This window comes from Aeromonas sp. FDAARGOS 1408 (genome assembly GCF_019048665.1).
Lineage (GTDB): Bacteria > Pseudomonadota > Gammaproteobacteria > Enterobacterales > Aeromonadaceae > Aeromonas > Aeromonas dhakensis.
Map to the genome: position 1 here is coordinate 955,499 of NZ_CP077394.1, position 24,899 is coordinate 980,397.

The 24,899-nt window shown below is 62.9% G+C and carries 24 protein-coding genes; 8 read left to right on the forward strand and 16 right to left on the reverse strand.

The features are described 5' to 3' along the window. Positions 1-9: 9 nt before the first annotated feature. A complete protein-coding gene (gene nagB, locus I6L38_RS04620; protein ID WP_005299147.1) occupies positions 10-810 on the reverse strand; it encodes a glucosamine-6-phosphate deaminase in 801 nt (266 codons plus the stop codon). A gap of 273 nt (positions 811-1,083) precedes the next feature. Between nagB and nagE the strand changes: the two genes are divergently transcribed. The 3 genes from nagE to glnS all read left to right on the forward strand — a co-directional run bounded on the left by nagE (position 1,084) and on the right by glnS (position 7,331). Continuing rightward, the gene (gene nagE, locus I6L38_RS04625) at positions 1,084-2,538 is read left to right on the forward strand and encodes an N-acetylglucosamine-specific PTS transporter subunit IIBC (RefSeq protein WP_024942845.1); all 1,455 of its coding nucleotides are present in this window, start codon (positions 1,084-1,086) and stop codon (positions 2,536-2,538) included. A 122-nt stretch (positions 2,539-2,660) separates the two neighbouring features. Beyond that, positions 2,661-5,324, forward strand: coding sequence for a beta-N-acetylhexosaminidase (locus tag I6L38_RS04630; RefSeq protein ID WP_024942844.1), 2,664 nt, complete (start codon positions 2,661-2,663; stop codon positions 5,322-5,324). Between the two features lie 345 nt (positions 5,325-5,669). Continuing rightward, positions 5,670-7,331 carry a glutamine--tRNA ligase gene (glnS, locus tag I6L38_RS04635; RefSeq protein ID WP_017781826.1) on the forward strand — a complete coding sequence of 554 codons (1,662 nt, stop codon included), beginning with the start codon at positions 5,670-5,672 and terminating at the stop codon, positions 7,329-7,331. 98 nt (positions 7,332-7,429) lie between these two features. Here the strand turns inward: glnS and fur are convergent, their stop codons facing one another. Further along, positions 7,430-7,858, reverse strand: a complete 429-nt coding sequence (gene fur, locus I6L38_RS04640; RefSeq protein WP_005299160.1) for a ferric iron uptake transcriptional regulator — start codon at positions 7,856-7,858, stop codon at positions 7,430-7,432. 241 nt (positions 7,859-8,099) lie between these two features. Here fur and I6L38_RS04645 point away from each other — a divergent pair, with 241 nt between their 5' ends. Beyond that, positions 8,100-8,582: a DUF4442 domain-containing protein gene (locus I6L38_RS04645; protein ID WP_024942843.1), complete on the forward strand. Its 483-nt coding sequence runs from the start codon at positions 8,100-8,102 to the stop codon at positions 8,580-8,582. A 59-nt stretch (positions 8,583-8,641) separates the two neighbouring features. Here I6L38_RS04645 and fldA read toward each other — a convergent pair whose 3' ends face one another. From fldA to I6L38_RS04665, 4 genes are read right to left on the reverse strand one after another with little or no spacing between them, the layout of a single operon-like run. Further along, the gene (fldA, locus tag I6L38_RS04650; protein WP_005299167.1) at positions 8,642-9,166 is read right to left on the reverse strand and encodes a flavodoxin FldA; all 525 of its coding nucleotides are present in this window, start codon (positions 9,164-9,166) and stop codon (positions 8,642-8,644) included. Positions 9,167-9,205: 39 nt separating this feature from the next. Then, the gene (gene ybfE / locus I6L38_RS04655; protein WP_005299169.1) at positions 9,206-9,502 is read right to left on the reverse strand and encodes a LexA regulated protein; all 297 of its coding nucleotides are present in this window, start codon (positions 9,500-9,502) and stop codon (positions 9,206-9,208) included. 20 nt (positions 9,503-9,522) lie between these two features. After that, a complete protein-coding gene (locus I6L38_RS04660; RefSeq protein ID WP_005299172.1) occupies positions 9,523-9,744 on the reverse strand; it encodes a DUF2788 domain-containing protein in 222 nt (73 codons plus the stop codon). A gap of 55 nt (positions 9,745-9,799) precedes the next feature. Further along, positions 9,800-10,564 carry an alpha/beta fold hydrolase gene (locus I6L38_RS04665; RefSeq protein ID WP_201880959.1) on the reverse strand — a complete coding sequence of 255 codons (765 nt, stop codon included), beginning with the start codon at positions 10,562-10,564 and terminating at the stop codon, positions 9,800-9,802. A 293-nt stretch (positions 10,565-10,857) separates the two neighbouring features. Between I6L38_RS04665 and seqA the strand changes: the two genes are divergently transcribed. Next, positions 10,858-11,367 (forward strand): replication initiation negative regulator SeqA, encoded by a 510-nt coding sequence (gene seqA, locus I6L38_RS04670; RefSeq protein ID WP_005299178.1) that lies wholly within the window; start codon positions 10,858-10,860, stop codon positions 11,365-11,367. Between the two features lie 57 nt (positions 11,368-11,424). Then, positions 11,425-13,074 carry a phosphoglucomutase (alpha-D-glucose-1,6-bisphosphate-dependent) gene (pgm, locus tag I6L38_RS04675; protein ID WP_024942841.1) on the forward strand — a complete coding sequence of 550 codons (1,650 nt, stop codon included), beginning with the start codon at positions 11,425-11,427 and terminating at the stop codon, positions 13,072-13,074. An 84-nt stretch (positions 13,075-13,158) separates the two neighbouring features. Here pgm and I6L38_RS04680 read toward each other — a convergent pair whose 3' ends face one another. Next, positions 13,159-14,040: a DMT family transporter gene (locus I6L38_RS04680; protein ID WP_024942840.1), complete on the reverse strand. Its 882-nt coding sequence runs from the start codon at positions 14,038-14,040 to the stop codon at positions 13,159-13,161. Positions 14,041-14,136: 96 nt separating this feature from the next. Between I6L38_RS04680 and I6L38_RS04685 the strand changes: the two genes are divergently transcribed. Continuing rightward, positions 14,137-14,619, forward strand: a complete 483-nt coding sequence (locus I6L38_RS04685; RefSeq protein WP_024942839.1) for a MarR family winged helix-turn-helix transcriptional regulator — start codon at positions 14,137-14,139, stop codon at positions 14,617-14,619. Between the two features lie 24 nt (positions 14,620-14,643). Here the strand turns inward: I6L38_RS04685 and I6L38_RS04690 are convergent, their stop codons facing one another. Next, complete coding sequence (locus I6L38_RS04690) at positions 14,644-15,234, reverse strand: TetR/AcrR family transcriptional regulator (protein ID WP_024942838.1); 591 nt, start codon at positions 15,232-15,234, stop codon at positions 14,644-14,646. A 112-nt stretch (positions 15,235-15,346) separates the two neighbouring features. Between I6L38_RS04690 and I6L38_RS04695 the strand changes: the two genes are divergently transcribed. Beyond that, positions 15,347-16,012 carry a peroxiredoxin-like family protein gene (locus tag I6L38_RS04695; protein ID WP_216989570.1) on the forward strand — a complete coding sequence of 222 codons (666 nt, stop codon included), beginning with the start codon at positions 15,347-15,349 and terminating at the stop codon, positions 16,010-16,012. 77 nt (positions 16,013-16,089) lie between these two features. Here the strand turns inward: I6L38_RS04695 and mltB are convergent, their stop codons facing one another. From mltB to I6L38_RS04735, 8 genes are all read right to left on the reverse strand, one after another. Further along, positions 16,090-17,193, reverse strand: coding sequence for a lytic murein transglycosylase B (gene mltB, locus I6L38_RS04700; RefSeq protein WP_011705439.1), 1,104 nt, complete (start codon positions 17,191-17,193; stop codon positions 16,090-16,092). Positions 17,194-17,288: 95 nt separating this feature from the next. Next, positions 17,289-17,891, reverse strand: a complete 603-nt coding sequence (locus tag I6L38_RS04705) for a CDP-alcohol phosphatidyltransferase family protein (protein WP_043162237.1) — start codon at positions 17,889-17,891, stop codon at positions 17,289-17,291. 14 nt (positions 17,892-17,905) lie between these two features. After that, positions 17,906-18,544: an ATP-binding cassette domain-containing protein gene (locus tag I6L38_RS04710; RefSeq protein WP_216989212.1), complete on the reverse strand. Its 639-nt coding sequence runs from the start codon at positions 18,542-18,544 to the stop codon at positions 17,906-17,908. 23 nt (positions 18,545-18,567) lie between these two features. Then, positions 18,568-20,244 carry an ABC transporter permease gene (locus I6L38_RS04715; RefSeq protein WP_216989213.1) on the reverse strand — a complete coding sequence of 559 codons (1,677 nt, stop codon included), beginning with the start codon at positions 20,242-20,244 and terminating at the stop codon, positions 18,568-18,570. Next, a complete protein-coding gene (locus tag I6L38_RS04720; protein ID WP_043118838.1) occupies positions 20,244-21,428 on the reverse strand; it encodes an ABC transporter substrate-binding protein in 1,185 nt (394 codons plus the stop codon). The genes I6L38_RS04715 and I6L38_RS04720 overlap by 1 nt, the downstream gene beginning before the upstream one ends. A 20-nt stretch (positions 21,429-21,448) precedes the next feature. Then, a complete protein-coding gene (locus tag I6L38_RS04725) occupies positions 21,449-23,602 on the reverse strand; it encodes an FAD-dependent oxidoreductase (RefSeq protein WP_216989214.1) in 2,154 nt (717 codons plus the stop codon). Continuing rightward, a complete protein-coding gene (locus tag I6L38_RS04730; RefSeq protein ID WP_216989215.1) occupies positions 23,602-24,183 on the reverse strand; it encodes a carboxymuconolactone decarboxylase family protein in 582 nt (193 codons plus the stop codon). Before I6L38_RS04730 ends, I6L38_RS04725 begins: the two co-directional genes overlap by 1 nt. 11 nt (positions 24,184-24,194) lie before the next feature. Beyond that, positions 24,195-24,869: a DUF1499 domain-containing protein gene (locus I6L38_RS04735; protein ID WP_126882159.1), complete on the reverse strand. Its 675-nt coding sequence runs from the start codon at positions 24,867-24,869 to the stop codon at positions 24,195-24,197. Positions 24,870-24,899 lie beyond the last annotated feature (30 nt).

Sequence of the window (24,899 nt, forward strand, 5' to 3'; positions counted from 1 at the left end):
GGTGACTCCTTACAGACGGCCGATGTTGGCGGCTTCGAGCTGCTGGAAGTAGCGTACCGTCTTGACCTTGAGCTCCATGGTGGAGGGCTCGTCACACACCATCATTCCCTTCGGATGCAGTTGCAGGGTGGAGATGGTCCACATGTGGTTGACGCTGCCTTCCACCGCGGCCTGCAGGGCCTGCGCCTTGCCGTGACCGGTCACCAGGATCATGATCTCCTCGGCATCCATCAAGGTGCCGACGCCCACGGTCAGCGCCAGCTTGGGCACCTGCTCCATGTCGCCGCCAAAGAAGCGGGAGTTGGCGATGCGGGTGTCTTCGGTCAGGGTCTTGACCCGGGTGCGGGAGGCCAGGGAAGAGGCCGGCTCGTTGAATGCGATGTGGCCGTCGTTGCCGACGCCACCCATGAACAGGTGGATCTTGCCGTAGGACTTGATTTTCTCTTCGTAACGCTTGCACTCGGCCACCAGATCCGGCGCGTTGCCGTTGAGGATGTTGATGTTCTCGGGGCGAATGTCGATGTGGCTGAAGAAGTTGTTGTGCATGAAGCTGTGGTAGCTCTCGGGGTGGTCTTCCGGCAGGCCGACGTACTCGTCCATGTTGAAGGTGACCACGTTCTGGAAGCTCACCTCACCGGCTTTATGCAGCTCAATCAGGCGCTTGTAGGTGTTGAGCGGAGTGCCGCCAGTGGGCAGGCCCAGTACGAAGGGGCGATCGGCAGTGGGTTTGAACGCATTGATACGGTCAACGATGTAACGGGCGGACCACAGCCCCACTTGGCTGGCAGATTTCAACGGGATCAGGCGCATTGTAGATACCTCTGTACGGGTTGCGGCCGGGATGTCGGCGGCAAGAAGAGCGGGACGGATTTAAGTTGTTTTATAGCGTAAATAAAGATTGCGAACTAAGCCACATCTATCCGCCACCTTTATCTCGTTTGGGTGATAATGATCACGATTACAGGTTTATTAATTTGCGCAGCGAAATAAAAGCCCTAGACTGCCAATCAAGCCTTGATGGCTTATGCGTCAAACGTGATAAGCACTTAATTTCTAGAAAAACATTAACTAAGGAGAGGAACCGTGAACATTCTCGGTTATTTGCAAAAGATCGGCCGGGCCCTGATGGTGCCGGTAGCGGTATTGCCTGCCGCCGCGATCCTGATGGGGGTTGGCTACTGGATTGACCCGAATGGTTGGGGTGGTGACAGCGCGCTGGCCGCCTTCCTGATCAAGGCGGGTGCGGCCATCATCGACAAGATGGCCATCCTGTTTGCCGTGGGTGTTGCCTATGGCATGTCCAAAGACAAAGACGGTTCCGCCGCGCTGGCCGGTCTGGTCGGTTTCCTGGTGGTGACCACCTTGCTGAGCCCGGGCGCGGTATCCCAAATCCAGCAGATCCCGCTGGACCAGGTGCCTGCTGCGTTTGGCAAGATTGAGAACCAGTTCATCGGTATCTTGACCGGTGTGATCGCGGCCGAGCTCTACAACCGCTTCAGTGGTGTGGAACTGCACAAGGCGCTGGCCTTCTTCTCCGGTCGTCGTCTGGTGCCGATCGTGACCTCCGTGGTGATGATCGTGGTCTCCTTCGTCCTGATGGCCGTCTGGCCGGTCATTTACGGTGGTCTGGTGAGCTTTGGTGAATCCATCGTCAACCTGGGCTCCACCGGCGCCGGTATCTACGCCTTCTTCAACCGTCTGCTGATCCCGATTGGTCTGCACCACGCCCTGAACTCCGTGTTCTGGTTCGACGTGGCCGGCATCAACGACATCCCGAACTTCCTGGGCGGTCAATCCTCCATTGACGCCGGCAAGGCGGTCGTGGGTGTGACCGGCATGTATCAGGCCGGCTTCTTCCCCATCATGATGTTCGGTCTGCCGGGCGCCGCACTGGCCATCTACCACTCCGCCAAGAAAGAGAACAAGGACAAGGTTGCGTCCATCATGATCGCCGCCGCCTTTGCCTCCTTCTTCACCGGGGTGACCGAGCCGCTCGAGTTCTCCTTCATGTTCGTGGCGCCGGTACTGTACGTCATCCACGCGTTCCTGACCGGTATCTCCGTGTTCATCGCCGCCTCCATGCACTGGATTTCTGGCTTCGGCTTCAGTGCTGGTTTTGTCGACATGTTTATCCAGTCACGTAACCCGCTGGCGACCCACTGGTACATGCTGATCCCGCAGGGTCTGGTGTTCTTCGGTCTCTACTACGTGGTCTTCCGCGCAGTGATCGCCAAGTTCAACCTGAAAACCCCGGGTCGTGAAGATGACGAAGCGGTACCGGCACAGGCTCAAACCACCGACCGCACCGAGCTGGCCAAGCAATACCTGGAAGTGCTGGGCGGCCAGGAGAACCTGGTGACCATCGATGCCTGCATCACCCGTCTGCGTCTGACCCTGAAAGATCGCAGCATCGTTGACGAGCGCAAGCTCAAAGCCCTGGGCGCGGCCGGTGTGGTCAAGCTCGGTGAGCAGAACCTGCAGGTGATTCTGGGCCCATTGGCCGAAATCATCGCCGGTGAGATGAAGGCCCTGCGTTAATCGGGCGCCAAGCTCGCCTCAAGTCTAAGTCCATTGTTGACATAACTAAGGGCCCCGCCTCGGGGCCCCATATAAAAAAAGCCAAGAAAATCCAACCTTTACTTCAAATGAGAGCAGCAGTTATGAACTTGAAACATTCTCTGTTAGCCATTGCCATGTCTACCGTTTTCGCCGGTCCGGCACTTGCAGCCGATGCCGCCAAGCAAGCCGTGGTCGACGCCCTCGCCAGCAACCTCGTCGTCAAGTACGAAGTCGTCACCAACGACGGTGCCGGCGCCGGCCTCGACTGTCAGGCGCTGGGCTCCGAGTGGGCGAGCTGCGGCGTTGCCAAGCTGCACCTGACCAACACCGGTGCTGACGTCACCTCCAAAGACTGGAACATCTATGTCTCCTCCATCCGTCGCATCCAGCGGGTAGACAACGACCAGTTCACTATCACCCATCTGACCGGCGACCTCTATCGTTTGACGCCGACCGAGAAGTTCCAGGGCTTTGCCAAGGATGCCACGGTCGAAGTGCCGCTGGTGGTGGAGTACTGGGTACTGTTCGAATCTGACATCATGCCGAACTGGTATGTCGCCAGCGAAGGGGCCGAGCCGAAAGTGCTGGCCAGCATGAGCAACATCGACGATGCCACCACCTACGAGAAGCCGATGCCGGCCGATGGCTGGAAGCGGACCAAGGATGACAACAACATCCTGATGAACAGCGAAACCCGTTTCGCCGCCAACCAGACCAGCACCTTGCTGCCGGCTGGCAAGGTCGACAACCAGATCCTGCCGACCCCGATGAAGCAGGTGGTCAAGGCCGGCCCGCAGGTCGACTTCTCCACCATCAAGCTCAATGCCCTCGACCTGCCGAGCGATCGCGCCGAAGCCCTGAAGGCTCAACTGACCAAGCTGGGTGTTACCCTCTCCGACACCGGCTACCCAGTGACCATCAAGCTCGGCAGCAAGCTCAAGCAGGCTGAAGGCTACGACATGACCATCGGCAAGAAGGGTACCGTCATTCAGGGGCACGACATCGAAGGCGCCTTCTGGGGTGCCCAGTCCCTGATCTCCCTCTTGGGAGTCAACGACAAGCTGGTCAGCCAGATGACCGTCGAGGATGCCCCGCGCTTTGAATACCGCGGCATGCAGACCGACGTGGCCCGTCACTTCAGAAGCCCCGAGACCCTGAAGAAGCTGGTGGATCAGATGTCCGCCATGAAGCTCAACGTGCTGCACCTGGGGCTGACCAACGATGAAGGCTGGCGTCTGGAGATCCCGGGCCTGCCGGAGCTGACCGACGTCGGCAGCCAGCGTTGCCATGACGAGTCCGAAACCAAGTGCCTGATGCCGCAGCTGGGCTCCGGCCCGACCAGCGACAACCAGGGTTCCGGTTTCTACAGCAAGGCCGACTACATCGACCTGGTGCGCTATGCCAAGGCCCGCGGCGTGACCGTGATCCCCGAGATCAACATGCCGGCCCACGCCCGTGCCGCCGTGGTCTCCATGGAGGCGCGTTACAAGCGTCTAATGGCTGAAGGTAAAGAGGCCGAGGCCAACCAGTTCCGTCTGACCGACCCGGCCGATACCTCCAACGTCACCTCGGTGCAGTTCTACGACAAGATGTCTTTCATCAACCCCTGCCAGCCGGGCGCCGCCACCTTTGTGGCCAAGGTGATGGACGAAGTGGCCCAGATGCACCAGGCCGCCGGTCAACCGCTGACCGCCTGGCACTACGGTGGTGACGAGGCGAAGAACATCATGCAGGGCGGTGGTTACCAGGACCCGGCCGTCACCAAGAAAGAAGATCTGGTGGCCTGGAAGGGCAACGTCGACTCCAGCAAGCAGGACAAGCCGTTCGGCAAGTCCCCCATGTGCCAGAAGATGGTGGATGAGGGCAAGATCAAGGACGTGGCCGAGCTGCCGGTCTACTTCGCCAAGGAAGTGAGCGAGATGGTCAAGGGCCACGGCTTCTCCACCCTGCAGGCGTGGGAAGATGGTCTCAAGTACGCCACTGACGCCAGCGTGTTCGCCACCGACAAGACCCGGGTCAACTTCTGGGAAACCCTCTACTGGGGTGGCTTCAACGAAGCGATGAAGTGGGCGCACAAGGGCTATGACGTGGTGCTCTCCAACCCGGATTACCTCTACTTCGACTTCCCGAACGAGGTACACCCGGCCGAGCGCGGCTACTACTGGGCCACCCGCTTCAACGACACCCGCAAGGTGTTCGCCTTCGCCCCGGAAAACCTGCCGCAGAACGCCGAGACCTCGGTTGACCGCGACGGCAACGCCTTCGTGGCCAAGGGTGACCAGGATCCGGTCAAGTTCAAGGGGATCTCCGGTCAGCAGTGGAGTGAAACCGTGCGTACCGACGCGCAATACGAGTACATGGTCTACCCGCGCATCTTCTCCATGGCCGAGCGCGCCTGGCACAAGGGTGGCTTCGAGCTGGACTACGTGAAGAACCGCGAGTTCTCCGGCACCACCAAGTTCGTCAACAAGGCCACCCTGAACAAGGAGTGGAACCAGTTTGCCAACGTGCTGGGTCAGCGCGTGCTGCCGAAACTGGATCAGGCCGGGGTGGAATACCGCCTCTCCGTACCGGGCGCCAAGGTGGTGAACGGCGTGCTGGAAGCGAACGTTGATCTGCCGGGTCTGCCCATCCAGTACAGCCTGGATGGCAAGAGCTGGAGCGCCTACGACGCTGCCGCCAAGCCGAGCGTCAACGGCAAGGTCTACCTGCGTACCACCAGCTTCGACGGCAAGCGCACCAGCCGCGTCACCGAGCTGAACTGATAGCCCTCAGTCCATAACGCAAGGTGGGTCGCAAGACCCGCCTTTCCCAAGGGCGATGGCCATCGGGCTTGGGAAAGGTTGACTGTGCGTGTGAGCCTTTGTTGTGTGTGTATTGTCTGTTTTTGTTTTTCATCACCTTGAACCCCGCCTCGTGCGGGGTCTTTTTTTCGCCAGTCAGTCAAACCGGCCACCAGTGCGGGGCGTTTTGCGGCGCCAGTACCCCGAAACGGGCAAATTCAGGTTGAGACAGGGCGCGTAATGAGGGATCATATCCGGCTTGACGGCGGGGGGTTGAGGGTGCCAGCCGGCACAACTTCCGCCAGTGACGCATTTTTGAGGTGAGCCATGAGTCAGGCGAACAGCCCAACTAACTTTATTCGTCAGATCATTGATGAAGATCTGGCCAGCGGTAAGCACTCCAGTGTGCATACCCGTTTTCCGCCCGAGCCGAACGGTTATCTCCATATCGGTCACGCCAAGTCCATCTGCCTGAACTTCGGCATCGCCCGCGACTACCAGGGCCAGTGCAACCTGCGCTTCGACGACACCAACCCGGTGAAGGAAGATATCGAGTACGTTGAGTCCATCAAGCAGGACGTGCAGTGGCTCGGCTTCCAGTGGAACGGCGAGATCTGCTACTCCTCCGACTATTTCGACAAGCTGCACGGCTATGCCATCGAGCTCATCGAGAAGGGGCTGGCCTACGTGGACGAGCTCTCTGCCGAGCAGATGCGTGAATACCGCGGTACTCTGACCGCGCCGGGCAAGAACAGCCCGTTCCGCGATCGCAGCGTGGAAGAAAACCTGGCCCTGTTCGAGAAGATGAAGAACGGCGAGTTTGCCGAAGGCACCGCCTGCCTGCGCGCCAAGATCGACATGGCTTCCCCTTTCATGGTGATGCGTGACCCCGTCATCTATCGCATCAAGTTTGCCCACCACCACCAGACCGGTGACAAGTGGTGCATCTACCCCATGTATGACTTCACTCACTGCATCTCGGACGCCCTGGAAGGGATTACCCACTCCATCTGTACGCTGGAGTTCCAGGACAACCGTCGCCTGTACGACTGGGTGCTGGACAACATCACCATCGATTGCCACCCGCGCCAGTACGAGTTCTCTCGTCTGAACCTCGAGTACACCGTCATGTCCAAGCGCAAGCTGAACCTGCTGGTGACCGAGAAGCACGTGGACGGTTGGGACGATCCGCGTATGCTGACCGTCTCCGGCCTGCGCCGCCGCGGCTACACCCCGGCCTCCATCCGCGAGTTCTGCAAGCGCATCGGCGTCACCAAGCAGGACAACATCGTCGAGATGAGCATGCTGGAAGCCTGCATCCGCGAAGATCTCAACGAGAATGCCCCGCGTGCCATGGCCGTGCTGCATCCGGTGAAGGTGGTCATCGAGAACCTGGCCGCCGATGAGGTGCTGACTGCACCGGCGCACCCGAGCAATGCCGAGATGGGTACCCGCACGCTTCCCTTCACCCGCGAGATCCTCATCGATGAAGCGGACTTCAAAGAAGAAGCCAACAAGCAGTTCAAGCGACTGGTGCTGGGCAAGGAAGTGCGCCTGCGCAATGCCTATGTCATCAAGGCCGAGCGGGTCGAGAAGGATGCGGACGGCAAGGTCACCTGCATCTATTGCTCTTACGATCCCGAGACCCTGGGCAAGGACCCGGCCGATGGCCGCAAGGTGAAAGGGGTGATCCACTGGGTCAGCGCCACTCACTCCCTGCCGGCCGAAGTGCGCCTCTACGACCGCCTGTTCAAGGTGCCGAACCCGGGTGCCGAAGAGGACTTCGAAGCGGCCCTGAACCCGGAATCCCTGGTGATCATCGAGGGTGCCCGCGTGGAAGCTTCCCTCAAGGATGCCAAGCCGGAGCAGGCTTACCAGTTCGAGCGTGAAGGGTATTTCTGCGCCGACAACAAGCTCTCCAGCCCGGAACACCTGGTGTTCAACCGCACCGTGGCCCTGCGCGACGTGTGGGGCAAGGCCGAGGCCTGATGAAGGAGGGCAGGGGAGACCCTGCCCTTTCTTGTCCGGAATATGGGCACAAAAAAGCCAGCATCATGCTGGCTTTTTTATTGCGCGGGTTCTGCCAATCAATCGTCGTGCTTGCAGTCGCCGGCGGCGCAGTGGCCATAGAGATAGAGGCTGTGATTGGTCAGACGGATGTTGTGCTTCTTGGCGATCTCGGTCTGGCGCTGCTCGATCACCTCGTCGGAGAACTCGATCACCTTGCCGCAGTCGAGGCAGACCAGGTGGTCGTGGTGTTCCTGGGTGGCCAGCTCGAACACCGACTTGCCCCCTTCGAAGTGGTGACGGGTGACGATACCGGCATCATCAAACTGGTTGAGAACGCGGTAGACGGTAGCGAGACCAATCTCTTCACCCTGGTCGATCAGTCGTTTGTACAGATCTTCCGCACTGGTGTGCTGGCAGTCCGGCTGTTGCAGGATTTCCAGGATCTTGACGCGGGGCAAGGTGATCTTGAGCCCGGCCTTTTTTAACGCTTGGTTGTTGTCTGCCATTTCTATTTATTCGCATTCTCGAAGGTGTGGTTATTCTGATTGACTGCCGCTGTAATGGCAACCACGAACTCGCTTGGCCTGTCATTATAGGTCGTAGCTCACCTAAAAATAAACCCAGTAATTCAAGGGCTTTAGCGCGATCGACCGCCTATCCACGAATTGTGCGGATTGTGACGGCGGCTTGCTCACCCGCCGAATGTTGATAAAATGTAACCTTCTTCACTCTGGTCGGATGAGATCCATGGATTGGCTTTTTGACAACGCGGCCTGGGTGCGCTGCGCCCTCAACGCCTGGCCCCCCTTCTGGGGCGCGGGCATCAAGATAGAGACATTGAGCGATGATTTTCGCTTCTGCCGGGTCACCCTCAAGTCCCGCTGGTGGAACAAGAACGCCAACCGCACCCAGTTTGGCGGCAGCATGTTTGCGATGACCGATCCCATCTATCCGCTGATGCTGATGGGTTATTTCAAGAACCGCTATTACGTCTGGGACAAGGCGGGCAGCATCAACTACATCAAGCCGGGCAAGGGCAAGCTGGTGGCCGAATTCAACCTGACCGACGGCAAGCTGGCCGCCATAGTCGCGGCGACCGAAGGGGGAGACAAGCACTTTCCCGAGTTCGAGGTGACGGTACAGGATGGCCAGGGCGAGCTGGTGGCCCAGGTCAAGCGCACCCTCTATGTGCGGGCCAAGCCCGAGCACAGGGGCGGCGAGAGCGCATGACCAGAAAACAACAAGGGCCCCGCGGGGCCCTTGTTGTCAGAGGTGCTGGCAAGCGTGGATCACTCCAGCTCGGCCAGGCACATCTCTTCATGCAGCTGTTTGCACCAGCCCTTGACGCGCTCGGCAGTCATCTCGGGTTGGCGATCTTCGTCGATGCCCAGACCCACGAAGTGCTTGTCGTCCACCAGCGCCTTGGAGGCTTCGAACTCGTAACCGGCGGTCGGCCAGTGGCCGATGACGATGGCGCCTTTGGCTTCGACGATGTCACGCAGGGTGCCCATGGCGTCGAGGAAGTACTCGGCATAATCTTCCTGATCGCCGCATCCGAAGATGGCGACCAGCTTGTTGGTGAAGTCGATCTCTTCCAGCTCGGGGAAGAAGTCGTCCCAGTCGGCCTGGGCTTCGCCATAGTACCAAGTCGGGATACCGAACATCAGCAGATCGAAGCTGTCGATGTCGGCCTTGCTGCTCTTGGCAATGTCACGGACTTCAATCAGTTGTTTGCCCAGTTCTTTCTGGATCATCTTGGCGACAGCTTCGGTATTACCGGTATCGCTGCCGAAAAACAGACCTACACTAGCCATAGTGTTTAGTTACCCGTATCTGGTGTTAATGCTTAACGGTCAGATTGCGATGCCTGCTGCATGTGCAGACTCAATCTGTTGCTTCAGGATAGATTGGATCAGCTCGGCTCGGCTGACGTTCTGTTGTAACGCAAGTTGATTCAGGCGCTCCAGCAATTCGGCCTCCACCTTTAACTCTACCCGCTTCAGGCCGTTCTCTCGATCGCGCTTGAGCTGGTTGCGCTTGTTGATCTTGAGCTGGGTCTCGCGGGGGAGTGGGTTGGTCTTTGGCCTGCCGGGGCGCTTCTCGTTTGCGAACAGATCCAGTGTTGTTCGATCAGTTTGCTGTTTGGCCATACATCACAGATGGAAATAAGTTAGCCGATGCCTGAGCCTTCCCAGCCCAGTTCGATCAGCCCCTTGGCGACAAAACCTGCACAACCCAGGAAGAGTACCAACCAGACGATGAATCGGCCGAAACGGGGCACATTGCCGCGTTTGAGCACGTCCTGAATGGCCAGGCCAATCAATACGAAAATGGCCACAAAGAATAACTTCAGGCCCAGACTCTCGATCAGGTCGATATGTTCACTTAGCATGGATTGCGCACACTCCTTATGACGGGCGCACTATATCACAAAGGATTTGAAACTGTTAACCGCCTGTCGACAGGAAATCCACAACCAGTTTGTTGAACAAAACCGGCTTTTCCGCGTGCAGCCAGTGACCGGTGCCGGCGATGACCCGGGCCTTGGCAGCGGGAAATTGGGCCATAACCGTCTCGGTATGCGCGGGCAGCATGTAGTCGGAATCGCCCCCCTTGATGAAGAGCGCAGGCCCCTCGAAACGGCTCTGTGGATCGGGCCAGCCCATGATGTTGGCGTAGTTGCGCTCAAGGGCCGGCACGTTGAAACGCCAGCCCCAACCCGACTCCCCCTTGGCGAAGGACTTGAGCAGGAACTGGCGCACGCCGGCGATCTCGACATGCTCGGCCAGGATGGCTTCCGCCTCGCCGCGGCTTTGCGGAGCCTGTTCGAGCGTGGCATTGAGGCCGGCAAACACGTTCTGGTGGCGGGCGTGAGGGTAGGCGACCGGCGCTATGTCGGCCACTACCAGCCTGGCGACGCGGGTCGGCGCCTGCTTGGCAACCTGCATGGCCACCTTGCCCCCCATGGAGTGGCCCACGAGCGCCACCTGTTCAAGCCCCAGCTGATCGAACAGGGCGAGCAGGTCGGCGGCCTGGGTCGGGTAGCTCATCTCGTCGGAGTGAAAGGAGGCGCCGTGGTTGCGCAGATCGACGCTGATGACCCGGTATTGTTCGCTCAGCGGGCGTGCCAGCAGGCCCAGGTTGTCCAGGCTGCCGAACAGCCCGTGGATCAGCACGACGGGTTGGCCCTGGCCCTGCTCCTTGAAGTTCAATAATGGGTTTTGTTGCAAAATGACACCTTGTCGGTCGTGAGTACGTTGCTCGCCATGATTTAACGCACTGGAAAGAAAAGGATTTCACTCATCACGGAGCAAAAAAATGTGGTTTTTTTTCCTAAAAAAAGCCAGCCAGATCGGCTATCAGTGCGACGGATCACACACTTGGGCCGCTATTATGCCGTATTCTCGATGAGATTCATGCACATCTGTCCGCCCCTTGCTTGGGCTGCCGGGTTTGCCTATGTATAATCGCCGCATCCGAATTTCGACGAGTCCAGCGCATCCCTATGAAAACCATCGAGCTTGATGACGATCTCTACTTCTATATCGCCAGCCAGACCCGGCACATCGGTGAGAGTGCCTCCGATATCCTGCGCCGCCTGCTGGAACAGCCCGCCCGCCAGGCCTCGCCGGTCGCAGCAGAGGTGACGGCGGCTCCGTCGCCCACCGTGGCCGACGCCATGGGGCTGGAAACGCTGCTCGATTCCGGCGAGCTGCAAAAAGAAGAGAAGTCCATCAACCGCTTCATGCAGGTGCTCAGTACCCTCTACCGGGATGATCCGGTCGGGTTTACCCAGGCCACCGAAATCAAGGGGCGCAAGCGCGTCTATTTCTCGCGGGATCCCGATGCCCTGCGCGCCAGCGGCAGCACCACCAAGCCCAAGCAGGTGCCACAAACCCCGTTCTGGGTGATCACCAACACCAACACCAGTCGCAAACAGAACATGGTGGCCCAGCTGATGGCCAGCATGGGATATGGCGACGAGGTGATCGCCCGGGTGTGCGGCGCAATCTAACGGTTCATCAGACTCAGGCCTTGCCGGGCAAGGCCGCCATCAAGCAAGGACAACGCCATGGCACAGCATTCCCACGCCGGTCAGCCGGCCCGTTTGAGCGACCTGACCAACATTCCCCGTCTGGTCAGCGCCTACTACCTCAACAAGCCGGACATGAGCCGCCCCGAGCAGCGGGTTGCCTTCGGCACCTCCGGCCACCGCGGCAGCGCTCTGCACAATGCCTTCACCGAATCCCACATCCTGGCGGTGACCCAGGCGCTGGTGGAGTATCGCCAGCAGGCCGGCATCACGGGCCCGCTGTTTGTCGGCATGGATACCCACGCTCTCTCTGAATCTGCCTTTGCCAGCGCAGTCGAAGTGTTGGCCGCCAACGGCGTCGAAACCCGCATTCAGGCCGGCCTCGGCTTTACCCCGACCCCGGTCATCTCTCACGCCATCCTGCGCCACAATGCTGGCAAGCCCGCCGCCCGTGCCGACGGCGTGGTGATCACCCCGTCCCACAACCCGCCGGAAGACGGTGGCTTCAAATACAACCCGCCCCACGGCGGCCCCGCGGAAGGGGAGATCACCAAGTGGGTGGAGGATCGCGCCAACGCCATTCTGGAAGCGGGTCTGGCCGGGGTGAAACGGATGCCGTTCGCCGAGGCCCTCAAGAGCCCGTTCGTGGTGGAGCACGACTATGTCACCCCCTATGTGGATGATCTGAAGAACGTGCTGGACATGGAGGCCATCAAGCAGGCTGGCATCAAGATCGGTGTCGATCCGCTGGGCGGCTCCGGCGTCGCCTACTGGGACGTCATCGCCAAAACCTATGGTCTGAACATTGAGGTGGTGAACTACAAGGTCGACCCGACCTTCTCCTTCATGACCCTGGATAAAGACGGCAAGATCCGGATGGACTGCTCCAGCCCGTTCGCCATGGCCAGCCTGATCGCCCTCAAGGACAAGTTCGACATCGCCCTTGGCAACGACCCCGACTACGACCGCCACGGCATCGTTACCAAGTCCGGCCTGATGAACCCGAACCACTATCTGGCGGTGGCGATCCAGTATCTGTTTACCCATCGCACCGGCTGGTCTGCCGATGCGGCCGTCGGCAAGACGCTGGTCTCCTCGTCCATGATCGACCGGGTGGCCGGCGAGATTGGCCGCACCCTCAAAGAGGTGCCGGTCGGCTTCAAGTGGTTCGTGGATGGCCTCTACAGCGGCGAGTTCGGTTTTGGTGGCGAGGAGAGCGCGGGCGCCTCTTTCCTGCGCAAAGACGGCACCGTCTGGACCACTGACAAGGATGGCTTCATCCTGGCGCTGCTGGCAGCGGAAATTCTGGCGGTGACCGGCAAGGATCCGCAGGCTCACTACGATGCGCTGGAAGCCAAGTTCGGTCGCTCCAGCTATCGCCGTATCGACGCCCCGGCCAACAGCGCCCAGAAGGCGGTGCTCTCCAAGCTGGATCCGGCGTTGGTGGAAGCCTCCACCCTGGCCGGCGAGCCCATCGTCGCCAAGCTGACCAAGGCGCCGGGCAACGATGCCGCCATCGGCGGCCTCAAGGTGGTGACCGAGAACGGCTGGTTCGCGGCGCGCCCCTCCGGTACCGAGTCCATCTACAAGATCTACATGGAGAGCTTCAAGGGCGAGGCGCACCTGGACCTCATCCAGCAGGAAGCCCAGCAGATCGTCTCCGCCGCACTGGCCAAGGCCGGGGTCTGAGTTCGACTCATCCCCCTGCGGAATGTGAAAGAGGAGCCTTGATGGCTCCTCTTTTTTATTGCGCTTGAGCTGGATGGGTCGTGCTCACGGCTTGCCGCACTGGTCGGTGCACGCCCGGCGGGCCTGCCAGCGCTTGAAGAAGGGGCGGGCAGGCAGCTTCATCAGGAACAGGGATAGCAGGATCACCCCGATGCCGAGCCATTGGCGAGCATCCAGCGTCTCGCCCACCATCAGCACGCCGCAGGAGACCGCCACCATGGGGTTGGTGAGGGCCAGCATGCCCATCACCTCCGGGCCGTGGCGCTTGAGCCCCCACAGCCAGGCCCAGTAGGCCAGCGCCGTATTGAGCAGGATCAGCCAGAGCAGACCAGGGGCGCTTGCCGGCTGTGGCAGCGGCATGGGGCCGGCCAGCCACCAGGCGAGCGGGATCAGCATCAGGCCGCCCAGCAGCAGTTGCCAGGCGGTCAGTGCCAGCAGATCGCTGACCGGCCAGTGGCGCATCCAGCGGCTGGACTGGCCGATGAGCAGGGTGGCCAGCAGGGCGCAGGTCACGCCGACAGGATCCAGATTGGCGGAAGGGTTGAGCAGCAGCAAGACCCCGCCCAGTCCCATCAGGCCCAGCAACAGCCATTTCAGGGATGGCCTGACGCCATCCTGCAACCAGGCCAGCAACATCAGGATCAGCGGCAGAGTGGCACCCAAGGTGCCCGCCACGGCCCCGGGCAGTCGGAAGGCGGCCACGAACAGCAGGGCGAAGAAGGCGGCGATGTTGCAAAACGCCAGCAGGCTCTGCTTGCCCCAGGACAGGGGGGGCAGGCGCGGGTGCACCAGCAACAGGAGCAGGCCGGCTGGCAACGCCCGCCATACCGCCACCCAGTAGGGGGAGTAGTCGGTCAGGTAGAGGCTGACGACGGCATAGGTGCTGCCCCAGAGCAGGGGGGCCAGCAGGGCGATCAGCATGGGCATGTATTTGTCTCTTTATGAAGTATCTTTAAGTAAAGATAAATTAGCCTCTAATTGGTTTACCATCAAGTATCTCGATAAAAAGATAAGTGGCCGAAGATGGAATCAGATCATGTAGACCTGCTGCTGGCCCAGTGGGCCCGGCAGCGACCGGATCTCGACTGCTCTCCCATGGGCGTGCTGGGACGGGTGGCGCGAATGGCGGCGATCGCCGGACGGGAAGTGAGCGAGGAGCTCAAGGAGTGCGGCCTGCTCGGCAGCGACTTCGACATTCTGGCGACCTTGCGCCGGGCCGGCGAACCGCTCACCCCGACCGTGCTCTATCAATCCGCCATGTTGAGCTCGGGGGCCATGACCGCCCGCCTCGACAAACTGGCAGAGCGGGGCTTGATCGAACGCCAAGCCGCCCCGAGCGATCGGCGCAGCTTGCTGGTCTGTCTGACCGAGGCGGGTCGAGAATTGGTTGACCGGGCGGTGGAGCGACACGTGGCCAATGAGCGGCGCCTGCTGGCGCCATTGAGCCTGGCCGAGCAGGAGCAGCTGGCCGCCCTGCTCAAGCGCTGGCTGCTGGAAAACGAGTGACCCCCAGAGCCTGGTGAGCGGTCGTCACGCGTCCGCAGACAAGATGGCCTGCATCTGGGCCAGCACGGCGTTCACCTTGGCGGCGGGCGGATGGGTGCGGCCCAGCACGCGCAATCCCCACACCATGGTCATCAGCAAGGCGGCGGTGGCGTCGACGTCGCGCCCGGCGGCCAGCTCCCCTGCCGCCTGCGCCTGGCGCAGGGCTGCACTGACCCGCAGCTCGACCTCGGCGAGGTGGCTGCTGACGGTCTCCTGAATGAGCGGGTGGTGGCGGCCGATCTCCAGCAAGGTGTTGACCAGCAGGCAGCCACGGTGCGCCTCGCTGGCGATGGCATCCCGGGCCACTGCATCGAGCAGGGCCTGCACGCCCGCCAGGGGGGAGGCAGCTGAACCCAGGATCTGCTCGATCTGCGCCAGGCTCTGCGCCGAATAACGCTGCAGCACCTCCATGAACAACCCCTCCTTTGAGCTGAAGGCGCCGTACAGGCTGCTGGGCTTGAGTCCCATCCGTTCGACCAGCGCGGCAATGCCGGTGTTGCTGAAGCCGGTATCCCAGAAGGCGTTGAGGGCGATTTCCAGTACCTGTTCTCTGTCAAATGATGCGGGTCTTGCCATCTCGATTCCTGCCTTGTGAAACGTTATTTTGGAGTGATCGCTAAAAAACAACTTGACCATGGAGCTTGGTCCGCCTGATATTGTAGCGACCACTACAAAAAGGATGGTCATGATGCACACACTCGAGCAAAAAATCAAAGCGTACGATGAGCAGAAGCAGCGCCAGGTACCGGCCCCGGTGCTGGCCCTGATGGAGGAGGCGACCCGCAGCCTGCAGGCAAGCGGGCTGGAGCAGGCTGCGCTGGGACGCGGAGAGCGGATGCCCGACTTCGCCCTGCCGGATCAGCACGGGGTGGTGCGCCCGCTCTCCCACTATCTGGCTGAGGGGCCTGTGCTGCTCAACGTCTATCGCGGTGGCTGGTGTCCCTACTGCAACATGGAGATGCAGGCGCTCAACGCCGTGTTGCCGGCGCTGCGCGAGCGCGGCGTGAACCTCATCGGCATGACGCCGGAAACCCCCAGTTCGGCGCAGGATACCCTCACCGCCAACGGGCTGGCGATCACAGTGCTGAGCGATGAGGGCAACCGGGTCTCGGCAGCGCTGGGACTGGTGTTCGAGCTGCCGGAGGCGCTCAGGCCCATCGATGCCGGCTTTGGCATCGACATCCCGGCGAGCAACGGCGACGAGAGCTTTACTCTGCCGGTGCCGGCCAGCTACATCATCGGCCAGGACCGCACCGTGCTCTACCACTTCATCAACGCCGATTACACCCGTCGGGTGGAGCCGGCCGCCCTGCTTGCCGAGCTGGATCGTCTGGCGAAGGCGGGGGCGCTGTAAACGCACACTGCGCCCGAAGGCGCAGTGTGGATGATTGGCGAGGCGGCCCCGAGGGCCGCCTTTTTTATCCGGCCGGATCAGTAGCCGCCGCGGGCATCCTTGACCGCCAGCCCCAGCTGCCAGACCGCCATGGCGTAGTGGGTGCTGTGGTTGTAGCGGGTGATGGTGTAGAAGTTGGGCAGGCCGTACCAGTACTGATAGCCGGTGCCCACATCCAGGCGCAGCAGGCTCGCCTCGCTGTGGTTGCCGAGGGTGCTGGTGGGGGTCAGCCCGGCGCGGCGCAGGGAGGCGACCGGGTAGCGGGTCTGGAAGCCGTGCTCGTAGCCGGGTAGCTGGCCCTGACCGCGCACCGCCACCGGCTGTCCCTTCTCCCAGCCGTGGGCCTTGAAGTAGTTGGCCACGCTGCCGATGGCATCCACCGGATCCCACAGGTTGGTGTGGCCGTTGCCGTTGAAGTCCACCGCGTAGCGCTGGAAGCTGGAGGGCATGAACTGGCCGTAGCCCATGGCGCCGGCGTAGGAGCCCTTGGGTTCGGTGGGATCCATCCCCTCGTCGCGGGTCATCACCAGGAAGGATTCCAGCTCGCTGGTGAAGAACTCGGCCCGGCGCGGGTAGTCGAACGCCAGGGTCGCCAGCGCATCCAGGATGCGGGTCTTGCCCATCACCCGGCCCCAGCGGGTCTCCACGCCGATGATGCCGACGATGATCTCCGGCGGCACCCCATAGACCTGCTGGGCACGGTTGAGCTCGTTCTCGTACTCACGCCAGAAGCTGACGCCGTTCTGTACGTTGTCCGGGGTGATGAACTTGGCACGGTAGCGATTCCAGGCGCCGGTCGGACCGGTGGGCGGCGTGGTGGTGGGGGCCTGGGCATCCATCAGGCGGATGATCCAGTCGTAGCGCTCGGCCTGGGCCAGCACCCGGTGCAGCTCGGCGCCGTCGAAGCCGTGCTTTTGCACCATCCGCTGCACGAAGTTGTCCACGTTGGCGCGATTGGCGAAGTCCCCCTTGCTGACTCCCGGCTGGCTAACCTGCCCGTAGAAGGGTTTGCTCGGCGGCGTCTGGTTGATGAAGGCGCTGTTGGGCTGGGGCTTGACCACGGGCTTGGCAGCCGGCGTGCTGCTGCAGCCATAGAGCATGGGAAACAGGGAGAGGGTGAGCACGGAGACAAGGCGACGCATAAGGTTCTCATGAGCCTGAAAAAGAGTGTCGCCATGGTAAAACATTGTCGTCCATGCGCAAGTGTTCCGTAGCGGCCCCCTCCCGCCGTCCCGCCTCAACGCAGGGTGTGGTAACCGCTCCAAAGCCGGGTCAGGGTGGTGATGGCGCAGAGCAGGGCAAAGCCGTAGGCGAGCGGGGCGAAGGCGGCGGGCCACAGGCACATCAGCACGAACAGAGCGATGGTCTCGCTCCCCTCGGTGAGGCCGCCCAGATAGTAGAGAGACTTGTGGTGGTAGACCGGATTGTCGATGCCCCGCTTGCCCGCCATGATGGCAAACGCCAGAAAGCTCGAGCCGGTGCCCATGAAGGCAAACAGCAGGGTGGCGGCGGGCAGCGCATTGGCGGGGGCGGCGAGGGCAAAGCCCAGCACCACGGCGGCGTAGAAGATGAAATCGAGCGTGATGTCGAGAAAGCCGCCGCAGTCGGTGATGCCGGTCTCCCGCGCCACGGCGCCGTCGAGTCCGTCCAGCAGCCGGTTGAGCAGGATGGCCGCCAGCGCCCATTGATAGCAGCCAAAAGCCAGCAACGGCAACGCCAGCATGCCGATGGTAAAGCCGGTGAGGCTTATCTGGTTGGCGCTGATCCCGGCGCGGCAGAGCGGTCTGGCGAGCCGGGTGAGGGGGCTGCGGATAACGGGGATCAGGTGGCGGTCAAACAAGGTGCACTCCTCGGTCAAAAACGGGATTCGGTGAGCTGGAGTATGGTGCCCGGCGCGTCATCTTCGTCGTGGGTCACCTGCATGGCGGGGATGGCCAGCGCCTTGATCTGCGCGAACACCAGTTCGCGAAAGGCGGCCCGCAGCGGCTTGTCGAGGCGGGAGAAGGGCTCGTCCAACAACAATGCCTCGGGCTCGGCCAGCAGCGCCCGCAGCAGGCTGACGCGGGCCTTCTGGCCGCCGGAGAGCGCCCCCGGCAGCTTGTCCGCTTGATTTGTCAGATTCACCTGCGCCAGCGCGGCCACCGCCTTTTCCCGCCGTGCCCCGTGCCCCTTCAGGCTGGCTGGCATGCCGAACATCAGGTTTTCCGCCACCGTCAGGTGCTCGAACAGCAGATCATCCTGAAACAGCATGCCGATGCGCCGCGCCTGGGGCGGCAGCTGGGTGAGTCGGCGCTCGCCGAGGGTCACGTCCCCCTCCAGCCGGATGGGGCCGCTTGCGGGCAATACCCCCGCCAGAGCCGCCAACAGCGAGCTCTTGCCACAGCCACTGGGCCCCATCAGGGTCAACACCTCGCCGGGCGCCACCTGCAGGGCGGGCAGCGAGAGTAGCAGGTTTTCCTCCAGATAGAGGCGAAGGGGCGTGGTGCTCAGCATATGGCTGTTTCCATCATGAGAGTTCATCGTGAGCTACCCCCCTTGAGCGCCGGGTTGAGTCGGGCCGGCAGCCAGAGCGCCAGCAGATAGATAAGGAGCGGCAGCTGCAGTTGCAAGAGGCCGTAGAGCCCCGCCAGCCGCCGGTTGAGGCCGCTGCCGATGGCCACCGCCTCGGTGGTGATGGTGACCACCCGGCCGGCGCCAAACAGCAGGGTCGGCAGGTATTGGGCCAGACTCACAGCGGCTCCGACGCCGAAGGCAAACAACAGCGGACGCGCCAGCAGCGGCCCTTTCACCTGCCACCAGGCTCGCCACGGGGTTGCCCCAAGCAGCAGGGCGCTCTGGGTGATCCGCGGGTCGAACTGGCGATAGGGGCCCTGCAGGCACAAATAGACATAGGGAAAGACAAACAGCAGCTGGCTCCAGAGCACCCAGCCCCAGCCGATGCCATCGCCCCCCCACCCGAGGCTGAACCAGTCCACCCCGAGGCGAATGCCGAACAGCAGGCTGGCCTGCGGCAGCAACAGCGGCAGGCAGATAAGCCAGAGCGGCCAGGGGCGGCGGCCCGCCTGCACCTCTAGGCTCAGCACCGCCATCATCAGCGATATCGCCCCGCTTGCCAGCGCCAGCAGTATGCTGGTGGTCAGCAGCGACGACAGGGTCGGCAGCAGTTCGAGCCAATAGCGGCCGCTCCACTGGCTCGGCCAGAGGGCGGGAAAGGGCCAGCGCCGGGCCAGCGACCAGAGCAGCAGCGCCCCCAGCACCGCCAGATTGAGGACGATCAGGGCCATCACACTGCCGGTGGCAAGGGTGCGGCCAAAAGAGCTTGGGGCTGATCGTCTGCCATTGAGCCAGCCGGGTTTGCCAAAGATTCGATGGGCCAGCTCCAGTAGCCGCAACAGGGCCAGCAGCAGCGCCGTGATGGCGAGCAGCAGCAGGGCGCCGCTGGCGGTGGCGCCGCGCCAGACCAGATCCGGGTCCTGATACCAGAGCCACAGGCGCACAGCCAGCGGAGCGGGGGCATCGGGCCCGAGCAGCTGGGCCAGATCCACCACCGCCACTCCGTAGGCGGCGACTGCATAGAGGGGCAGGCGCAGGGCGGGCCACAGCGCCGGCAGCAGCAGGCGCCACCAGATCTGGGGGGCGCTGAAGCCGAGGCTCGCCCCCAGCCACTGCTGGCGCGCCACACTGGCGGGGTCTTGCGCACCGAGCGCCATCAGCAGCAGGAAGGGAGTCTCCTTGAGGGTCAGGGCGAGAATGAGCCCGAGCCCGGCGGGATCGCGCAGGGTCTGCCAGTCGGGGGGCAGCTCGAACCCGGTGAGGGTCGGCGAGAGCAGGCGCAGCAGCCAGCCGGAGGGGGCGAGCAGAAAGGCAAAGCCGATGGCAAAGGCGACGTGGGGCAGTGCCAGCAAGGGTGAGAGCAGCCGGCGCAGCCAGCCGACGGCCCGGCTGTCGCTGTGGGCCAATAGCAGGGCGGTCAGCAGCAGGCTGACCAGGGTCGAGGCGGCGCCAATCCACAGGCTCAGCAGCGCCGAGTGCCAGAGGCCCGGCTGCGCCAGCAGCCGCTGCAGGTGGGCATGGCTCAGCCCCTCGGCCAGCAGTTGCCAGCCCCCCGCCAGCAGCGGGAGGCCAAAAACCAGGGCGCACCCGGCGGCGAACAGGGGGCGCCAATCAAGCAAAGAGCGGCCGAACCGGCTCATCAGTGACCGTAGCGCTCGGCCCAGGCGGCTTCGAGCCTGAGCTGCCAGCTGGGGTGAGGTTCGGCCACCGCCTTGAAGCGCAGAGCCGGCACCGGTTGCTGGGTGGCGGGCAGGGCATCGGCCCGCAGCACGCTGGGATCGCCCCAGAAGGCGGGTTCGGCCTTGCGCGCCTGGGCGGCGGGGCTCAGCAGGAAGTTGGCCACCACCTTGGCGCCGGCGCGGGCGTTGGCGTTGAAGGGGATGGCGAGGAAGTGGCTGTTGGTGAGCGCCCCTTTCGCCATGGCCACCGCCATCACGCTGGGGGGCAGGGTGCCATTTTGTACCGCGCTCTGCGCCTCTTGCGGGTTGAAGCTGATGGCCATGGCCAGCTCGCCGTCATCGAGCAGCTGGCGGGTCTCGGCGGCGCTGGTGGGGAACAGCTTGCCTTTGCGCCAGAGTGTCGGGTGCAGCTCATCCAGCCAGGCCCAGAGCGGGGCCGTGATCCTGGCAAAATCGCTCTCGGTCGCCTCCCTATAGAGGGGGGCGGGGGCCGGTGTCAGCTCCAGCAGGATCTGCTTGAGGAAGCTGGAACCGTGGAACTGGGGCGGTTTGGGATAGGTGAAGCGGCCGGGGTGGGCCTTGGTCCAGGCAAGCAGGGCCGCCGCCGAGGTGGGCAGCTGTTTGACCTCTTCGCTGTTGACCATCAGGTTGAGCTGGCCGATGCCCCAGGGAGCCTCCAGCCCCTCCACCGGCACGGTGAAGTCCTCACTCACCGGCAGGGTGCCGTCGACCAGCGCCATGTTGGGCAGCTCACGGGTAAAGGGGGCGCCGAGCAGCCCCTGCTCCTTGAGCGCCTTGAAGTTTTCGCCGTTGACCCAGAGCAGGTCGATGGGGCCGCCAGCTTGCTTGCCCGCCTGCTTGTTGGCCAGCAACTGGCTGACGCTCTGGGCTATGTCATCCATCTTCACCTGCACCAGCTTGACCTGGTATTCGCGCGCCAGCTCCTGGCCGGCCCACACCAGATAGGCGTTGATCTCCGGGCTGCCGCCCCAGGCGTTGAAGTAGACGGTCTGCCCCTTGGCCTCCTCGAGAGTTTGCTGCCACTGCGGGTTGTCGGCGGCGTAGGCCTGGGTGAAGAGGAGGCTGCCTGCCAGCAGGGGCAGGGCGCGCAACAGCTGTTTGAACGAGGGCAATGAGTGTCGCATCTGGGTTACCTGGAGTTGGGTCAGGCGCCGCGGCGCCAGCGGTGATAACGGGTCAGCAGCGCCAGCAGGGTGGCGGGCTGACGGGCCCGTCGCCACTCGCCCGCCAGATACTTGTTCCCCTCCATCAGGGTGGGGTAGGCGTGGATGGTGGCGAGGATCTTGCCAAGCCCCAGTCGGTGGCGCATGGCGAGCACGAATTCGGCGATCCGCTCGCCAGCGTGAGTGCCCACTATGGTGGCCCCCAGGATCTGATCCTTGCCGGGCACGGTGAGTACCTCGATAAAGCCTTGGCGCTCGCCGTCGGCGATGGCCCTGTCCAGCTCGGCCAGCGCGAAGCGGGTCAGCTCGAAGGGGATGCCCTGCGCCCTGGCCTCTTTCTGGTTGAGGCCGACCCGGGCGATTTCTGGGGTGGTGTAGATGGCCGCCGGCATGATCCGATAGTCGGCCCGAAAGCGCTTGAACGGGCTGAACAGGGCATTGATTGCGGCATACCAGCCCTGATGGGCGGCGGCATGGGTGAGCTGGTAAGGGCCCGCTACGTCCCCCACCGCCAGAATGCTGGGGAAGTTGGTGGCGAGGAAACCATCGACCGCCACCGTGCCGCGCGGGGTCAGCTCTACTCCCAGTTCTTCGAGCCCGAAGCCGTTGACGTTGGCGACCCGGCCTAGCGCCAGCAGCAGTTGATCCCCTTCCACCACCTGCATTTCTTCGCCTCGGCGCAGTTGCAGCCGGATGGGGAGATCCCCCGCAGCTGCGGGCAGATAGTCGGCTCGCTCGGCGCGCCAGCCGGTGAGCACCCGCACGCCATCGCGGGCCAGCTGAGCCGCCAGCAGCTCTGCCACCTCACGCTCTTCGCGGGGCAGCAGCTGATCCGAGAGTTCCACCAAGGTAACGGGCACCCCAAGCAGGGCAAAACTCTGGGCCAGCTCGCAGCCGATGGGGCCGCCGCCCAGCACCAGCAGCTGGCGCGGCGCAGTGCGCAGCTGCCAGAGGGTGTCGGAGGTGAGGTAAGGCACCTGATCCAGCCCCGGCAGCGTGGGCACCAGCGGCCGGGCACCGGTGGCGAGCACGATATGGCGGCTGGCAAGGCGTTGGCCGTTCACCTCCACCTCCCAGGGGGAGACAAGCCTTGCCTCCCCTTCGATGCACTCGACTCCCAGCCCCTGATAGCGCTCGATGGAGTCGTGGGGTTCAACCTCCTTGATGACACGGGCGACCCGCTCCATCACGGCGGCGAAATCGGCGTTGGTCTGGCTTGGGTCAAAGCCCAGTTCACTGGCCCGGCGCTGCTCGGCGGCAAAGCGGGCGCTTCGGATCAGCGCCTTGGAGGGGACGCAGCCGCTGTTGAGGCAATCGCCCCCCATCTTGTGTTTCTCGATGAGCGCTACCTTGGCCTTCACCGCCGCAGCGATATAGCTGGTCACCAGACCGCCGGCCCCGGCACCAATCACCAGCAGGTTGTAGTCATAGTGTGTTGGCTTGCGGTAGGGGGCGTGCAGCCGATGCAGGGCGAGGCGCCGCTGCAGGCCCTTGAGCAGCATCGGCATCAGGCCGAGCAGGGTCAGCGCCACCATCAGGCCGGGGGAGAGGATATTGCCGGTGCTGGTGAGGTTGGCGAGCTCGCTGCCCGCCAGCACGTAGACGAAGGTGCCAGGCAGCATGCCGAGCTGGCTCACCCAGTAGTAGGTGCTGACTCTGATGGGAGTGAGCCCCATCAGCAGGTTGACCAGAAAGAAGGGGAAGATAGGGATGAGGCGCAGGCTCAGCAGATAAAGCACCCCTTCCTTCTTCATGTCGGCCTGCAAGCTGGCCAGCTTGTCGCCAAAGCGCCGCTCGACCCAGTCGCGCAGCAGAAAGCGGGCACTGAGAAAGGCCAGGGTCGCGCCAATGCTGCTGGCAAAGGAGACCAGCAGCAGCCCCCAGACAACGCCGAACACGGCGCTGCCGGCCAGGGTGAGCAGGCTGGCGCCGGGCAGGGAGAGGGCGGTGCTCACCACATAGACGGCGACAAACAGCAGGGCGGCGCTGACGAAATGGCGGTCGACCAGGGCGGCCAGCTCGGCCTGACGGGCCTGCAGCTGGGGCAGGCTCAGGTAGTGGCCAAGGTCGAAGGCGAAAAAGGCGCCGATGAGGCAGCCCATCACCAGCACCAGCAGCAGGCGGGAGCCGCTCATCAGGCGTCCTTGTTATCCGGTTGGGCCGGACGCTCGGGCTGGACCGGCAGCTGGCAGAAGCCCTGCGGGGCGATATCGAGGGCGGCGTTGAACTTGGCCGACATGTTCTGGAAGGCGATGAGGCCGGTCAGCTCCACCATGGCATCGTCGTCGAACCAGGGCTTGAGGCGGGCAGCCTGCTCATCGCTGACCCCATCGAGCCCCGTCATCGCCTCTGTGTAGTCGAGCACGGCCCGCTCACGCTCATCGAACAGCGGGCTTTCGCGCCAGTTGGCGAGCGCCTCCACCTTCTCGCTGGAGCCCGCCCGTTTGATCAGTGTCATGGCGTTGATGTCGACGCAAAAGCGGCACCAGTTGAGCTGGGATACCCGCACCGTCACAAGGGAGCGCAGCACTGGGTCGATGGGGGAGCGCTTGCGGTTGATGACGCCATAGAGGGTGGCGACGGCGGCAAACAGGCGCGGCGAGCGGCCCCAGCACTTGCCCGGAATGAGCACCTGGCCGTAGTTGCGTTTTTGCAACCAGAAAAAGGGGCGGATGAACCAGGCATATTCCCGATCGGGCTTCACCTCGACGCGCATGGATGACCTTCTTATTGCTTCAAATTGGGTTTGTAGGCCTGACCCAGCCGCTCGTTGAGGCGGATCAGAAATTCCTCTATACGGGCCCGGTTGGTGCCCAGGTCGCTGCGTCCCTGGCGGGAGGCGGAGCGCATGTCGATGCGGGTTTCGCTGGGTCCGGCAAAGACCCGCAGCGCCACGTCATCCTGAAAACCGAACCAGCCGGTGGTGACCACCGCCTCGAGCCCTTGTGGGCTTGGTCGCACTTGCCAGCCGAGCTGCTCCATCAGGGCGTGGGCCTCGGTGATCACCTCGGCCGGGGGGGCGCTGGTAAAGAGAGGACCGGGTTTCCCCTCAAATGCTTTCAAGGGGGCCGGATTAATGGGCAGATCCTGCGCCGTTCTGAGTTCGGCTGCCCAGCGCAGCTGGGGCGGGTTGCTGGGATCCGTGCTCACGTCGTTGACCAGCGGCGTGCGCAGCGCCTGCACCACGAAGGCCAGGGGCAACAGCAGGGGGACGGCGCCCCAGCCGTTGGCGCAGCGGCTGCGACACCAGGGCAGACGAGCCAGCAAGACGAGGGAGACGAGGGCCCCGAGCAGGCAGAGGGCGAATCCCAGCCACCAGGGCCAGAGGTGAACACGGCTGCCGAGGGCGCCGGCGAGCGGCAGCAACCAGGCCAGCAGTGGCCACCACAAATAACTGGGCATAACGGGGATCCCCTGGTTATGATGAACAAG

What these genes read in the sequence shown, in the direction of transcription:
- nagB (WP_005299147.1), bottom strand. Translation starts at nt 810, where the DNA reads ATGCGCCTGATCCCGTTGAAATCTGCCAGCCAAGTGGGGCTGTGGTCC.
- I6L38_RS04630 (WP_024942844.1), top strand. Translation starts at nt 2,661, where the DNA reads ATGAACTTGAAACATTCTCTGTTAGCCATTGCCATGTCTACCGTTTTC.
- glnS (WP_017781826.1), top strand. Translation starts at nt 5,670, where the DNA reads ATGAGTCAGGCGAACAGCCCAACTAACTTTATTCGTCAGATCATTGAT.
- fur (WP_005299160.1), bottom strand. Translation starts at nt 7,858, where the DNA reads ATGGCAGACAACAACCAAGCGTTAAAAAAGGCCGGGCTCAAGATCACC.
- I6L38_RS04645 (WP_024942843.1), top strand. Translation starts at nt 8,100, where the DNA reads ATGGATTGGCTTTTTGACAACGCGGCCTGGGTGCGCTGCGCCCTCAAC.
- fldA (WP_005299167.1), bottom strand. Translation starts at nt 9,166, where the DNA reads ATGGCTAGTGTAGGTCTGTTTTTCGGCAGCGATACCGGTAATACCGAA.
- ybfE (WP_005299169.1), bottom strand. Translation starts at nt 9,502, where the DNA reads ATGGCCAAACAGCAAACTGATCGAACAACACTGGATCTGTTCGCAAAC.
- I6L38_RS04660 (WP_005299172.1), bottom strand. Translation starts at nt 9,744, where the DNA reads ATGCTAAGTGAACATATCGACCTGATCGAGAGTCTGGGCCTGAAGTTA.
- seqA (WP_005299178.1), top strand. Translation starts at nt 10,858, where the DNA reads ATGAAAACCATCGAGCTTGATGACGATCTCTACTTCTATATCGCCAGC.
- pgm (WP_024942841.1), top strand. Translation starts at nt 11,425, where the DNA reads ATGGCACAGCATTCCCACGCCGGTCAGCCGGCCCGTTTGAGCGACCTG.
- I6L38_RS04680 (WP_024942840.1), bottom strand. Translation starts at nt 14,040, where the DNA reads ATGCCCATGCTGATCGCCCTGCTGGCCCCCCTGCTCTGGGGCAGCACC.
- I6L38_RS04685 (WP_024942839.1), top strand. Translation starts at nt 14,137, where the DNA reads ATGGAATCAGATCATGTAGACCTGCTGCTGGCCCAGTGGGCCCGGCAG.
- I6L38_RS04690 (WP_024942838.1), bottom strand. Translation starts at nt 15,234, where the DNA reads ATGGCAAGACCCGCATCATTTGACAGAGAACAGGTACTGGAAATCGCC.
- I6L38_RS04695 (WP_216989570.1), top strand. Translation starts at nt 15,347, where the DNA reads ATGCACACACTCGAGCAAAAAATCAAAGCGTACGATGAGCAGAAGCAG.
- mltB (WP_011705439.1), bottom strand. Translation starts at nt 17,193, where the DNA reads ATGCGTCGCCTTGTCTCCGTGCTCACCCTCTCCCTGTTTCCCATGCTC.
- I6L38_RS04710 (WP_216989212.1), bottom strand. Translation starts at nt 18,544, where the DNA reads ATGCTGAGCACCACGCCCCTTCGCCTCTATCTGGAGGAAAACCTGCTA.
- I6L38_RS04715 (WP_216989213.1), bottom strand. Translation starts at nt 20,244, where the DNA reads ATGAGCCGGTTCGGCCGCTCTTTGCTTGATTGGCGCCCCCTGTTCGCC.
- I6L38_RS04720 (WP_043118838.1), bottom strand. Translation starts at nt 21,428, where the DNA reads ATGCGACACTCATTGCCCTCGTTCAAACAGCTGTTGCGCGCCCTGCCC.
- I6L38_RS04725 (WP_216989214.1), bottom strand. Translation starts at nt 23,602, where the DNA reads ATGAGCGGCTCCCGCCTGCTGCTGGTGCTGGTGATGGGCTGCCTCATC.
- I6L38_RS04730 (WP_216989215.1), bottom strand. Translation starts at nt 24,183, where the DNA reads ATGCGCGTCGAGGTGAAGCCCGATCGGGAATATGCCTGGTTCATCCGC.
- I6L38_RS04735 (WP_126882159.1), bottom strand. Translation starts at nt 24,869, where the DNA reads ATGCCCAGTTATTTGTGGTGGCCACTGCTGGCCTGGTTGCTGCCGCTC.